The sequence below is a fragment of the Gordonia sp. NPDC057258 genome (assembly GCF_042668985.1).
Lineage (GTDB): Bacteria > Actinomycetota > Actinomycetes > Mycobacteriales > Mycobacteriaceae > Gordonia > Gordonia hongkongensis.
In genome coordinates, this window is sequence record NZ_JBHUXZ010000018.1 from 67877 (window position 1) to 83218 (window position 15342).

1 protein-coding gene (running past one end of the window) is annotated in these 15342 nt (G+C 70.9%); it reads left to right on the forward strand.

Features of this window, described 5'->3' with window-relative positions:
* Positions 1-15324, forward strand: the final stretch of a protein-coding gene (locus ACFUEJ_RS14490; protein ID WP_388030130.1) for a non-ribosomal peptide synthase/polyketide synthase. 24879 nt of this gene lie to the left of the window's left edge; only the last 15324 of its 40203 coding nucleotides appear in the window; the start codon falls outside the window, past its left edge; the stop codon is at positions 15322-15324.
* Positions 15325-15342: the final 18 nt, after the last annotated feature.

A 15342-nucleotide genomic window follows, 5' to 3' on the forward strand; every position in this document is an offset into this window, starting at 1 on the left:
CCGGCGGATCGGCCGCGTCCGGCGGTCGCGTCGGGCCGGGGTGACCGGTACGACGTGGGAATCCCGGCTGAGATCGGTGCGCGTGTCGCAGAGGTGGCACGCGGGGCCGATGTGACGCCGTTCATGGTGGTGCACACGGCGCTCGCAGTGTTGTTGGCTCGGTTGTCGGCCACCGACGACATCGCGATCGCCACCCCGATCGCCGGTCGTGGACAGGCGGTGCTCGATCCGCTCGTCGGCATGTTCGTCAACACCTTGGTGCTGCGCACCGCGGTCGACGGTGCCCAGCCGTTCGACCGTCTGCTCGCGCAGGTCCGCGACACCGATCTCAACGCCTTCGCGCATGCCGACGTCCCGTTCGAGACCCTGGTCGATCGTCTCAATCCGGTTCGCTCCGAGGCGTTTTCACCATTGGCGCAGGTGACCTTCTCGTTCGATCCGGCGGCCACGGCCGCCGCGGCGCTCGGGGACGCCGGCGGGTTGACGGTCACACCGTACGGCGAGGTCGCGGTCACCGCGCAGACCGACCTGTGGATCACGGTGACGTCCGGGGCGGCCGGCCAGGACTGGGGGCTGTCGATCATCTACGCGACCGACCTCTTCGAGGAAGCGACCGTCGTCGAGTTCGCCAACCGCTTCACCCGCTTGCTCGGTGCGTTGACCGCGGCGCCGGCAACCGCAGTGGGCGACGCACCCTTCGTCGCGCGGGCAACTGAGGCCGAGATCGAGACCGCCGAATGGGGCGATCCCGTGGAGTTGCCGGCCGTGCAGACGGTCAGCGAGGCCGTGGCCGCGCAGGCCCGACGCACACCCGACGCGACCGCGCTCGTCTTCGGTGAGCGTGAGGTGACCTACGCGGAGTTCTCGGCCCGGGTCAACACGCTCGCCCGTGCCCTGATCGCCGCCGGGGTCGGTCCCGATGTCGCTGTGGCGCTGTGTGTTCCGCGATCGGTCGAGATGATGGTGGCCATCCATGCCGTCGTCGCCGCCGGTGGTCAGTACGTACCCGTCGACGTGGCCGCACCCGCGGACCGCGTTCGCTACATGTACGAGACCGCCGGTGCGCGAGTGCTCCTGGTCGCCGACGCGGACGGGGTACCCGGCGCGGTGAACGCCGCGCACGAGGCCGGGGTCCGTGTCATGACCGTCGACGCCTCGGCACTGCTGGACGTCGACGCGGCGTCCGCCGCCCCGGTGTCCGACGACGAGCGACTCGCGCCGCTGCGCCCGGACGATGCGGCATACACCCTCTTCACCTCCGGGTCGACCGGACGTCCGAAGGGTGTGACCCTCTCACACGCGGCGGTGCTCAACCGCCTGTGGTGGGGCCTGGACGCGCTGCCGATCGGCCCCGACGACGTCGTGATGCAGAAGACGCCGTACACCTTCGACTGCTCGGTGCCGGAATTGTTCGCGCCGTTGGCGATCGGCGCGCGCGTGGTCGTCCTCGCCGACGGTGGTCACCTCAATCCGCGGCAGGTGGCCGACGAGATCGCCCGCACCGGCACGACGATGGTGCACTTCGTGCCGTCCATGCTCTCGGTGTTCCTCGAGGTCGTCGACCGCGAACAGCTCGCCGCGCTGGACACCCTCCGGATCGTCTCGACCACGGGTGAGGCGTTGCCGCCTGCGGTCGCGGCACCGGTGCGCGAACTGTGGCCGGATGCCTGGTTCTTCAACCTGTACGGCCCGACCGAGGCCGCGGTGGAGATCACGTTCGAGCGGATTCACTCCGTCGCCGCGGATGATCCGACGGTGCCCATCGGCGTTCCGGTCTGGAATTCGTCTGCAGTGGTGTTGGATTCGCGGTTGCGCCGGGTCCCTCCCGGCGTGCCCGGCGAGCTCTACCTCGGCGGGGTCCAACTCGCCCGCGGTTACGCCGCCCGCCCGGACCTCACTGCCGAGAGATTCGTCGCCGACCCGTACGGCGAGCCGGGCTCGCGTCTGTACCGCACCGGCGACCTGGTGCGCCGCCGTTCCGATGGCGTGCTGGAGTATCTCGGCCGCACCGACTTCCAGGTCAAGCTGCGCGGACAGCGCATCGAACTCGGTGAGATCGAAGCGGTCATCGCGTCGGCGCCCGGCGTCGTGCACGCTGCGGCGACGGTGGCCACGGCGCCCGGTGGCGGCGAACACCTCGTCGGTTACGTGGCGGGGGTCCCGGGCGAGCGTCTCGACATCGACGCGGTGAAGTCCGTTGTCGCGGAGTCGCTCCCGGAGTACATGCGGCCGAGCGTGTGGATGCCCGTCGAGGACATCGCGCTGAACACCGCAGGCAAGATCGACCGTCGTGCACTGCCTGAGCCGGTGTTCTCTGCCGGTGAGTACGTCGAGCCCGCCGATGAGTCGGAGGCCGCGGTGGCGGCCGTGTTCGCCGACGTCCTCGGCCTCGACCGCGTGAGCGTCACCGACTCCTTCTTCGACCTCGGTGGCAACTCGCTGTCGGCGATGCGGTTGGCCGCGCGCGTCGGTGAGGTCACCGGCAGCGAGATCTCGGTCCGCGACCTGTTCGACGCGCCGAGCGTGCGGGAACTGGCCCGTGCCAGTGCCGATCTCGACGCAGCCCGGGCGCCCATCGTCGCGGTCAGTCCGCGTCCGGAACGCATCCCGCTGGCCTTTGCGCAGCAACGGATGTGGTTCGTCAACCAAGCCGACACCACGTCGTCGGCCTACAACATCCCGGTGGTGCTGCGTCTGTCCGGTTCCCTCGACGAAGGCGCTCTGCACGCCGCCCTGATCGACGTGGTGTCGCGCCACGAGTCGCTGCGGACCACGTTCCCGTCCGCCGACGGCACGCCGTATCAGAAGATCAACCGCGCGACCTCGGTCGCCGCGCGTCTGGACTGGGATGTGGTCTCCTCGCAAGAGGAGATCGAGGCCGCGGTGTCGGCCGGCTTCGACGTCTCGCGCGACTGGCCGATCCGCGCCCGGATCTGGGAGGTGGCGCCGGATGAGCACGTGTTCGCGGTCGTCACCCACCACATCGCCTCCGACGGTGAGTCGATGATGCCCCTGGTGAGCGATGTCGTCACCGCTTATCTGGCCGAAACCGCCGATGCCGACCCGGATTTCGCAGATCTCGAGGTCCAGTTCGCCGACTTCGCGATCTGGCAGCACGACGTGCTCGGCTCGCCCGACGATCCGGAATCCGTTGTCGGTCGCCAGCTCGCCTACTGGGTCGAGCGGTTGGCCGGTCTGCCGGACGTGATCGACGTGCCCACCGACCGGCCCCGCCCGGCTCGTGCCAGCCAGCGCGGCGGACGCGTCTCCTTCACCGTGCCGGCCGAGGTCGGTGACCGGATCGCGCGCGTCGCGCAGGACACCGGCGCCACGCCCTTCATGGTCGTGCACGCGGCGTTGGCCGCGCTGCTCTCGCGCCTGTCGGCGACCGACGACATCGCGATCGGCACCCCGGTCGCGGGTCGAGGTCAACGCGTGCTCGATCCGCTGATCGGCATGTTCGTCAACACGCTCGTGCTGCGCACCAGCGTCGACCTCGACCGCGGCTTCGCCGACCTGCTCGAGGCCACCAGGGAGGCCGATCTCGGCGCGTTCGCGAATGCCGATGTGCCTTTCGAGATCGTCGTCGATGCCGCCGGTGCCCAGCGGTCGGCGGCCTTCGCTCCGTTCACCCAGGTCTGGCTCACCTTCGACCAATCCACCCTGCCGGAGCTCGCCGGCGCCGACCTGTCGGTGGGAGAGGTCGCCGGCCTCCAGGTGAGTGCGGTGGACACCGGTCAGACCCCGGCGCGCGTCGACCTGCTCATCGGGATGACCCAGCCGGGCCGCGGCGATGAGTGGGCGGGCACCATCACCTACGCCACGGACCTGTTCGACGAGTCGACCGCGGTCCGCCTGGGCGAGCAGCTCCTCGGACTGCTGACCGAGGCCGTCGACGATCCCCGGACCCCGCTGCGGCAGATCACCCGCGGCGACACGATGTCGCCGGCCGAACTCGCCCGCGCCGCAGCGCAACGCGAGCCGGAGCGCACAACGGTGTCGATCGCCGACTCCGACGCGGTCGTCACCGGGGGGCCGGGAACCGAACCGGTCGTCCTGGGCGATCTGTTCGCCCGGGCCGCCGCGAAGTGGGGTCCGCGTCAGGCCGTCGTCGACGCCGACAACGTCTGGCTGTCCTACGCCGATCTCGACGCGCGGTCGAACCGCCTGGCGCGCTGGCTGATCGGTCAGGGCATCGGCCCGGAGAAGCTGGTCGCGCTGGCGATCGGCCGCTCCGCGCAGCTGCTCACCGCGATCTGGGCGGTGGCCAAGACCGGTGGTGGGTATGTGCCGATCGACCCGGACTATCCCGCCGAACGGGTGGCGAACATGGTCGAGGACTCGGGCGCGATCCTGGGCCTGGCCGTCCAGGCGTCGGGAACCCTGCCCGGGGAACGGTTCTCGTGGCTCCGTCTCGACGACGCCACCCTGTCCGCCGAGATCGAGGCACTGTCCGATGCGCCGATCACCGCTGCGGATCGTCGTGCGCCGGTACGGGTGGACAACGTCGCCTACGTGATCTACACCTCCGGCTCCACCGGGCGACCGAAGGGTGTCGCCGTGACCCACTCGGGTCTGGCGAACTTCGCCGCGGAGGAGATCCGGCGCTCGGGCGCCGACGAGTACTCGCGGGTGCTCGGCTTCGCCTCGCCCAGCTTCGACGCGTCGGTGCTCGAGTACCTGCTCGCGAACGTGTCCGGCGGCGTGTTGATCTACCGCCCCGCCGACGCGGTCGGCGGCCCGCCGCTGCAGGACCTGATGATGCGACAGGCGGTCACCCACACGTTCCTGACGCCGACCGTGCTCGCGACCATCGAACCGCAGGCGGTCCCGGCCCTCCGGGTCGTGTATGCCGGTGGCGAGGCCGTGCCGCAGGCGCTCAAGGACAGCTGGGCTCCCTTCCGGCGGATCCAGAATCTGTACGGCCCCACCGAGACCACGATCGGCGTCACCATCAGTGCGCCGATGGCGGTGGGCGAGCCGGTCTCGCTCGGCGGCCCGCTCGCCGGCGTGGGCCTGATGGTGCTCGACGCGCAGTTGCGTCCGGTCCCCGTCGGGGTCGCGGGGGAGCTGTACGTCACCGGTGGCGCGCTGTCCCGCGGGTACCTCGACCGCCCGGGCCTGACCGCGGAGAAGTTCGTGGCGAACCCGCATGGTCACCCGGGTGACCGGATGTATCGCACCGGCGACATCGTCCGCTGGAAGCAGGACTCCACCGGTGCGCCGGTCCTCGAGTACTCCGGCCGCAGTGACGACCAGGTGAAGCTGCGCGGTCTGCGCATCGAACTCGGCGAGATCGAGGCGGTCCTCGCCGAGCACCCGGCGGTCCGCTCGGCCGTGGTCGTCGGTGTCGGCGGTTCGGTCGCCACCGCGCTGGCCGCCTACGTGGTCGCGGCCGGCACAGGGGGCGGCGCCGAGGTCGATCCGGCAGAGCTGAGATCGTTTGTCGGCGAACGACTCCCGGCGCACATGGTGCCGGCGTCGGTCGCGGTGCTCGACGAGCTCCCGCTCACCCCGGTCGGCAAGCTCGACAAGGCCGCCCTGCCCGAACCGGTCATCGAGGTCGGCGAGATCGTCGAACCGGAGACGAACGAGGAAGCCGCGGTCGCCGCGGTGTTCGCCGAGGTCCTGGGAATCGACCAGGTCAGCGTGACCGAGTCCTTCTTCGACCTCGGTGGCAACTCGCTGTCGGCGACGCGCGTGGCCGCCCGGGTGGGCGAGGTGCTCGGCGTGGAGACCTCGGTGCGCGACCTGTTCGAGGCACCGACGGTGCGTGCGCTCGTGGCCGAGGTGTCCGGACATGCCGAGGCGCTGCCGCCGATCGTCGCCCGCGCGGATCGTCCGGAACTCGTACCGTTGTCCTTCGCCCAGCAGCGGATGTGGTTCATCAACCAGTTCGATCCGTCGCTGCCGACCTACAACATCCCGTTCGTGCTCCAGGTGCGCGGTGCTCTCGACACCGAGGGGTTGCGCCTGGCGATCGTCGACGTCGTCGAACGCCACGAGGTCCTGCGGACCACCTTCCCGTCCGTCGACGGGGTCGCCCATCAACTGGTCCATCCGGCCGAGCAGATCGCCGACCGGCTGGACTGGGGGATCGCCGCCGACCAGCACGCCTTCGAGCGTGCGGTGGTCTCCGGGTTCGACGTCGCCGCCGACTGGCCGATCCGCGTGCGGGTCTGGCACGTCGACGCCGAGCGTGCGGTCGTCGCGGTCGTCGTCCACCACATCGCCGCCGACGGCGAGTCGATGAACCCGCTGCTCGTCGACGTCCTCACGGCATACGACGCCCGGGTGTCGGGGAACGAGCCCGACTTCGAGCCCCTCGAGGTCCAATTCGCCGACTACGCCCTCTGGCAGCACGAGGTCCTCGGCGACGGATCCGATCCGACCTCGGTCATCGGCTCCCAGTTGGCCTATTGGACAGACAAACTCGCTGATCTGCCCGAGGTGCTGAACCTGCCGTTCGACCGGCCCCGGCCGTTGGTGGCCTCGCAGCGCGGCGGTCGCGTCGGCGCCGCGATCCCGGCCGAGATCGGGAACCGGGTCCGCGGCCTCGCACGCGAGGTCGACGCGACCCCGTTCATCGTCGTGCACGCGGCGCTCGCCGTGTTGCTCGCGCGACTGTCGGCCGGCGAGGACGTGGCGATCGCCACCCCGGTCGCCGGACGCGGACAGCGTGTACTCGACCCGCTCGTGGGCATGTTCGTCAACACCCTGGTCCTGCGGGCCCAGGTGGATCCGTCGATGTCGTTCGCCGAACTGCTGGAGCAGGCCCGCGACACCGACCTGGAAGCATTCGCGAACGCCGACGTGGCCTTCGAGATGCTCGTCGAGAAGCTCAATCCGGTTCGGTCCGAGGCGTTCGCACCGCTGGCCCAGATCATGCTCACGTTCGGTCAGACGGCACTGCCCGAGATGGCGGAGACCGCGCCGGCCGCTGTCGCGGGGCTGGAGATCGAACCGATGCCGCCGGCCGATCCGCCGGCGAAACTGGACCTGACGATCGGTGTGTCCGTTCCCGACGGGGACGGGGACTGGCCGCTCTCGCTGGTGTTCGCGCGGGATCTCTTCGACGAAGACACCGTCGCCCAGCTGGCGCGCCGGTTCGTCGGGCTTCTCGACCAGCTCACCCGGCACACCGACGACCCGGTGGCCGACGCCGCCCTCCTCGAACCCGCCGAGATCGAGGAGATACTCCGGCGATCACGGGGCACGGAGACCGCCATACCGGCGGGATCGGTGGCCGATGCGCTCTCGTTTCGCGGGGCGCGGTCGCTCGACTCGATCGCGCTGACCTACGCCGACCGTGAGTTGACCTACCGCGAGTTCGGCGCTCGGGTCGCCGATCTCGCCCGGGAACTCCTCGGGCTGGGCGTGGGACCCGACGTCGCGGTGGCGGTGTGCATCGATCGCGGCGTGGAGATGGTCGTGGCGGTCCACGCGGTGACCGCGGCGGGTGGACAGTACGTGCCCATCGACACCGCGGCCCCGGGCGACCGCGTGCGCTACATGGTCGAGACCGCGGGCGCGCGGGTCCTCCTCGTCGGACCGCGGCCCGTGGCGGCCGACCTGTCCGGTCTCGACGACGGGATCCGGCGCGTCACCGTCGATTCGACCCGCGACATCGATCAGTCGACTCCGCCGGTCACCGACGCCGAGCGCGTTCGGCCCATCCGCGGTGACGACGCGCTGTACACCCTGTTCACCTCGGGTTCGACGGGACGGCCGAAGGGCGTCACCGTCTCGCACGCGTCCGTGGCCAACCGGTTGTGGTGGGGACTCGACGAGTACCCCTGGACCCTGGGCGATCGCATCATCCAGAAGACGCCGTACACCTTCGACGTCTCGGTGCCGGAGCTGTTCGCGCCGTTGCTGACCGGGGCGACGATGGTGATCGCCGAACCGGGCGGTCACGCCGACCCGCTCTACATCGCCGACCTGATCGCGTCCAGCGGTGCCACCTCGGTGCACTTCGTCCCGTCGATGCTGTCGGTGTTCCTCGATGTCGTACCGGCCGAGACGATCTCGCGCCTGGGTACGCTCCGCTGGCTGTTCGCCTCCGGTGAGGCGCTACCGCCCGCGGTGGTGGCCCGTGCCCACGAGCTGCTGCCACACGTGCGGATCGTGAACCTGTTCGGTCCCACCGAGGCGGCGGTCGAGGTGGCCTACGCCGACGTGACCCGGGCACCGTCGGTCGTGCCGATCGGCGTGCCGGTCTGGAACACGACCACCCATGTGCTCGACGCGCGACTGAATCCTGTCCCGACGGGAGTCCCGGGTGAGCTCTATCTCGGTGGCGATCAGGTGGCACGCGGGTATGCCGCGCAACCGGGATTGTCCGCCGAGCGCTTCGTGGCCGACCCGTTCGGCCGGCCCGGCTCGCGGCTCTACCGAACCGGTGATCTCGTGCGGTGGAACACCGACGGGGAGATCGAGTACCTCGGCCGCACCGACTTCCAGGTGAAGCTGCGCGGCCAGCGCATCGAACTGGGCGAGATCGAGTCCGTCGTCGCGGCCGCGCCCGGCGTCGTGCACGCCGCGGTGACGGTGGTCGACGCGCCGGGGGGCGGACAGCATCTGGTCGCCTATGTCGCGCCGTCGACCGTGGACCTCGAGGTCCTGCGCGACGCGGTGACACAGGCACTCCCGGAGTACATGCGTCCGACACTGTGGATGCCGATCGACGACGTCGTGCTGAACAGCGCGGGCAAGCTCGACCGCCGCGCCCTGCCCGCCCCCGACTTCGCGGGGCTCGACGCCGATCACGTCGCGCCCGCCAACGCGACGGAGGAGACCCTGGCGAGCATCGTGGCGGGTCTGCTCGGACTGGAGCGGGTCTCGGTCACCCAGTCGTTCTTCGCGCTCGGCGGCGACTCGATCATGTCGATCCAGCTCGCCTCGGCGGTTCGCGCGGCCGGGTTCACGCTGACACCGCGAGACATTTTCGAGCAACGGACCATCCGGGCGATGGCCCGCGTGGTCGCCGGCGAGGCCCACCGCCTGCCGGCGCTCGACGAACCCGCGGGCGGCGCGCACGGCGACCTGCCGCTGCTGCCGGTGATGTCGTGGATGATCGAACACTCTTCGGAGCCGGGCGATTTCGCGGACTTCTCGCAGTACCGGGTGCTTCATGCACCGTCGGGGCTCACCGTGGACGCGTTGTCGGAGTTGCTGTCCGAGCTCATCGCGGTGCACCCGATGCTGTCCGCGCGTCTCACCCGCAACGGTGACCGCTGGCGACTCGTCGCCGGTTCCGGCGTGAGCCCAGATGGTTCGGGAACCGATGGCCCGAGCGCAGCGCCGTACGTGTTCGCGCGGTCCTCGGCCTCGTCGGTGGGTACCCCCGGCCACGACGAGGATGTGCGCGCCGCGCATGGCGAGGTGCTGGCACACCTCGATCCGTCGACCGGTGTACTCGTCGCGGCGGGCATCGTCACCGACGTCGACGGCGTCGGCCGGGTCGTCTTGGCGATCCACCATCTCGGTGTCGACGCGGTGTCCTGGCCGATCATCGTCGAGGACCTGGTGACCGGATGGGCGCAGCGGGCAGCGGGTCAGCCGATCGCCCTGCGTGCCGAGGCGACGTCCGAGCGGGCGTGGGCCCACGCGGTCGGCGCACAGGCCGACCGGCGCGCCGCCGAGCTGCCGTACTGGCTCGAGCGGCTCCCGGCCCGGCCCACTGATCTCGGGATCGACTTCGACGCGTCGCGGGACCGGTTCGCCACCGAGGTGTCGGTGGTCCACTCGTTCGACGCGCAGGTGACCGAGGCCGCGCTGACCTCGGTGCCGGAAGCGTTCCGCGGCAACGCCAACGACGTCCTGTTGGGAACGTTCGCACGGGCGGTCCGGTCGTGGCAGGCCGCGCGCGGCATCGCCGACGTCGCACCCGTGACGGTCCTGGTCGAGGGCCACGGTCGCAAGGACGAGATCGTCACCGCCGACGGCGAACGCGCCGTCGACCTGTCCCGCACGGTCGGCTGGTTCACCACGATCGCCCCGGTGGCCGTCGATCCGTCCGCCGACGTCACCCATGCGGTGAAGTCGGCCAAGGAAGAACGCCTCGGGCAACCCGACGGCGGGCTCGGATTCGGTGTGCTGCGCTACGGCGCCGACACCGAGCTGGCCCAGCGTCCGCTGCCGAGCATCGGGTTCAACTTCTTCGGCGCCGGCCGAGCCGGACGTCCCGCGGCCGAACCCGCGCACGACGTCATCCCATTCACCGGCGCGCCGAGCGCACCGGGGATGCCGCCGTCGGTGTCGGGCGCGATGGTCGCGCTGAACCCGTTGAGCGTCAACGTCGGAACGCGGAGCGACGGCGAAGCCCGTCGTCTCACTGCCAACTTCACGTTCCCGTCGGCTCTGTTCGGCACCGACGACATCACCGCACTCGCCGAACTGTGGGCGGCCGAACTCGCCGCTGTCGCAGAGCACGTCGCGACGGTCGGCGACCCGGGCCGGTCGCCGGCGGACGTGCCGGGCACGCCGGTCACGCAGGATGAACTCGACGCCCTCGCGGTGCGTTTCCCGGGTGCGGACGTCTGGCCGCTCACGCCGCTGCAGGCGGGTCTGTACTTCCAGTCGCAGATGGCGGCGCGCGACCCGTCGGGCGCCGACGATGTGCCCGCGGCGGGAGCCGGCAGCGTGGACGTGTACGTCACCCAGGCCGTCCTGCATCTCGGGGGCGACGTCGACCGATCGCGATTGCGGTCGGCCGCAGCGGAACTGGTGGCGCATCATCGCGTGCTGCGCAGCGGATATGTGCGTACCCCCGGTGGTGCGCTGGTGACCGTCGTGCCCCCGCGCGCCGACCTGCCGTGGTCCGAGGTGTCCCTGGACCCGGGTCTCGACGACGTCGACGTCGCACGACGGGTGCGTGAGATCGCCGACGCCGAACGGATCACGCCGTTCGACCTCGAGGCACCGCCGCTCATGCGGTTCGTCGGTGTCGAGCACGCCGCCGGTTCCGAGACGACACTGAGCCTGATCGTGACCAACCACCACATCCTGCTCGACGGCTGGTCCGGGCCGCTGGTCCTCGCGGACCTGCTCGCGCTCTACGCCGGGGTCGGCCCGTACACGGCCACCATCGCCGCGGAGACCGACTTCGGCGATCACGTCCGGCGTCTCGCCGCCACCGACCGGGCCGCGGGTCTCGCCGCGTGGCGGGAGGTGCTGTCGCCGCTCGAGGAACCGACGCTGGTGTCCGGCGTCGAGGAGGCCACGACCACCTCGTTGCCGCGCAACCACGAGGAGTGGATCGACGCCGAGACGACGGCGGCGATCAACCGGCTGGCGCGCGAACGCGGTGTCACGGTCAGCACGATCCTGCAGTTCGCCTGGGCGGTGCTGCTGTCGCGCATGACCGGCAACCAGGTGGTCGCCTTCGGCGAGACCGTGTCGGGGCGCCCGCCGGACCTCGACGGTGTCGAGGGCATGGTCGGCCTGTTCATCAACACGGTCCCGAGCGTCGTCGACGTCGACCCGGCTGCCCCGATCGGCGACGTGCTCGCCGCGATGCAGGCCGACAAGGTCGCGGTCCTCGACCACCAGCACGTCGGTCTCGCCGACCTCACCGCGCTTGCGGGGATCGGTGCGCTCTTCGACACGCTGACCGTGTTCGAGTCGTTCCCGGTGGACTCCGACTCGCTGTCCACGGCGGACACGTCGCTGGCCGGCGGTCTGCAGATCGTCGGCGTGGACGCCGGCGACTCGACGCACTATCCGCTCAACCTCGCGTCGTCACCGTCCGGTGACCGCCTGCTGCTGAAGCTCAAGTACCTCCCGTCGGCCTTCGCCGACGACCAGGTGGGGGTGTTCGGCGCGGCACTGCGCGAGATCCTGCGGACGACCGTCGACGATGCGGATCGGCCGACCTCGGCGATCGCCCTCCTCGACGCGGCGGCAGCCGCCGAGCTCGCCCCGGTGAACGGTCCGGCGGCACCGGAGCCGCGACTGCTGGGCGAGGTCTTCGCCGACGTCGCGGCCACGCATGCCGAGACCGTCGCGGTCACCGACGGCACCGGCGCATCGCTCACCTACGCCGAGCTCGACGAGCGGTCGAATCGTCTCGCGCGGTGGATGACCGGTCGGGGCATCGGCGTCGATCACGTGGTGGGGCTCGCGGTGGGACGCACCGTCGACCGTCTGGTCGGGCAGTGGGCCCTGGCGAAGCTGGGTGCGGCGTATCTGTCCGTCGACCCGACGCTGCCCGCCGACCGCATCGCGCACATGATCACCGATTCCGGTGTGCGACTGGTCATCACGTCCGATCAACGAGGCCCGGACTCGGGCGTCGACGTCCCGGGCGACGTCGAGTCGATCGATGTGCACACCCTCTCCGAGGCGGTGCGCGCGGTCGACGGCAGTCCGCTCACCCCGGGTGAGGTGTCGGGTGCCCCGCGTCTCGACGCGCTCGCCTACGTCATCTACACCTCCGGCTCGACCGGTGTGCCCAAGGGTGTCGCGGTCACCCATCGTGGTGCACACGCCTTTGCGGTCGCCGAGGCGAAGCGGTTCGGTATCCGTCCGGGTTCACGTGTACTCGGTTACGCCTCACCGAGTTTCGACGCCTCGGTGCTCGAGTGGCTGCTCGCCTCGACCTCGGGTTCGACGCTGGTCTACCGGCCGGACGAGGTCGTCGCCGGCGAGGTGCTGACCGGATTCCTCCGCGAACACGAGCTGACGCACGTGTTCCTGACACCGAGTGTGCTGGCGACGGTCGAACCCGACGAGCTGCCCGCACTGCGGATGCTCGCCTCGGGTGGCGAGGCGGTCTCCACCGCCCTCGTCCGCGCGTGGTCGCACCGGGTCGCGTTCCACAACGCCTACGGTCCGACGGAGACGTCGGTGGCGGTCACCATCAGCGGTCCGCTCGATCCGGACGGACCGGTGACCATCGGCGCGCCCGTGCCCGGTACCGGCCTGCTGGTCCTGGACCAGCGCCTGGCGCCGGTGCCCGTCGGGATGGCCGGCGAGCTGTACGCCACCGGCGTCTCATTGGCACGCGGTTACCTCGGGCGCCCGCAACTGACCGCCGAACGGTTCGTGGCGTCCCCGTTCGGGGTGCCCGGCGATCGCATGTACCGCACGGGCGACCGTGTCCGGTGGGTGCGCTCGGCGTCGGGTGAGCTGGTGCTCGAGTACCTGGGACGTTCGGACGACCAGGTGAAGCTGCGCGGGCTGCGCATCGAACTCGGCGAGATCGAGAACGCGCTGTCCTCGTATCCCGGTGTCCAGACGGCCGTGGTGCTCGGGGTGGGCGGGTCGGTCGCGACCGCCCTGGCCGCCTACGTCGTGCCGACATCGGACGCGCAAGCGGGCGGGGCCGCGGCCGTCGACGTCGGCGAGCTGCGCGGCCATCTCGCGGATCGGTTGCCGTCGTACATGATCCCGGCGACGATCACGGTCCTCGACGCCCTGCCGCTCACCCCGACGGGCAAGCTGGACAAGCGGGCCCTGCCCGCCCCGGAGATCGCGGCGGACGACCTCGTGGCCCCGGAGACGGCGGCCGAGGCGCGCGTCGTGGCCGTCTTCGCCGACCTGCTGGGCGTCGACGCGGTGTCGGTGACGGGTGACTTCTTCGCCCTCGGCGGCAACTCGCTGTCGGCGACCCGCTTGGCCGCGCGCGTCGGCGACGCGTTGAACGCCGACATCGGCGTCCGGGACGTGTTCGAGTCGCCCACCCCGCGGGCGCTGGCCGCCCTCGGTGAACACCGCGGCGGGTTGCGCGCACCGGTCACCCGGGTCGAGCCGAGGCCGGACCTGATCCCGCTGTCGTTCGCGCAGCATCGCATCTGGTTCATCAACCGCCTGGACCCCGCGTCGGGGGCGTACAACCTCCCGATCGGTGTCGAACTCACCGGGGACCTCGACGTCGAGGCTCTCGGCGCGGCGATCGGCGACGTCGTCGCGCGGCACGAGATCCTGCGGACGACCTTCCCGGCCGTCGACGGCCGGCCCACCCAGGTCGTCCACGACGCCGACGGGCCCGCGGCACTGCCCCGACTCGTCGAATGTGCCGAAGAGGCAGAGCTACTCGACGCCCTGTCCACCGGTTTCGACGTGGCGACCGAGGTGCCGGTGCGAATCCGGCTGTGGCGGCGCGGCGAGCAGTCGTGGATGCTGGTCGCGGTGTTGCATCACATCGTCGGTGACGGTGAGTCGATGCGACCGCTGATGACCGACGTCGTGACCGCCTACCGTGACCGGGCCGCGGGCCGGACACCGGACCTGCCGCCGCTGCCGGTCCAGTTCGCCGACTACGCGCTGTGGCAGCAACGCGAGCTCGGGGCGGTCGACGATCCCACCTCGGTGGTCGGCCGGCAGCTGTCGTACTGGCTGCGACAGCTCGCCGGGGTGCCCGACGTGCTGGAGCTACCCGCCGACCGGCCTCGCCCGACCGTGGCCTCGATGCGGGGCGCGCGGGTGGACTTCGAGATCCCGCACGAGGTCGCGACGCGGATCTCGGTCCTGGCGCGTGAGCGCGGGATGACGCCGTTCATGGTGGTGCACGCGGGCCTGGCAGTACTGCTGGCACGTGTCACCGCGACCGACGACATCGCGGTGGCGACGCCGATCGCGGGCCGGGGACGAGCCGAGATCGACCAGCTGATCGGCATGTTCGTCAACACCCTCGTCCTGCGTGCCGAGGTCGACCCGTCGATGAGTTTCGCGGAACTGCTCGAGGAGACCCGGGTCGTCGACCTCGATGCGTTCACGAACGCCGACGTGCCGTTCGAGACACTGGTCGAACGTCTGAACCCGACCCGGTCGAGGGCGTTCTCGCCGCTGGCACAGGTCATGCTCACGCTGACCAACGCCGGCAGCGGTTCACCGGTGCTCGAGGCGGAGGGGCTGCGGGTCGCGGCACTCGAGTCGCCGGTCACGTCGTCGCAGCTCGACCTGACGGTCGCGGTCCTCGCGCGGCCGGACCGGTCCTGGTCGGCGTCGATGGTGTACGCGACGGATCTGTTCGACGAGGGGACCGTCGAACTGCTCGCGCAGCGCCTGGTTACGCTCCTCGACGGGCTCACCGCCCGACCGGATGCCGCGGTCGGGGAGTGTCCGCTCGTGACGCCCGCGGAACGTGATCGCGTGCTGGCGTGGTCGGCGGGTGCCGCGACGCGGCCGACCGGTGCGACCCTGCCGGGCATCATCGGATCCCGGCAGCCCGGCGCGGGGGAGCCGGGAGTCGGCGAGAACGGTGTGACCGGCCGCGAGGTCGGGTACAACGGTCGCGGCGGGTACAACGGCCTGAACGGGGACGCGGGTCGCTACGGTGACGATGGTTCCGACGGCAGTGGTCCCGGTGGGGATGACTGAGCGGAGAGAACACCCGGG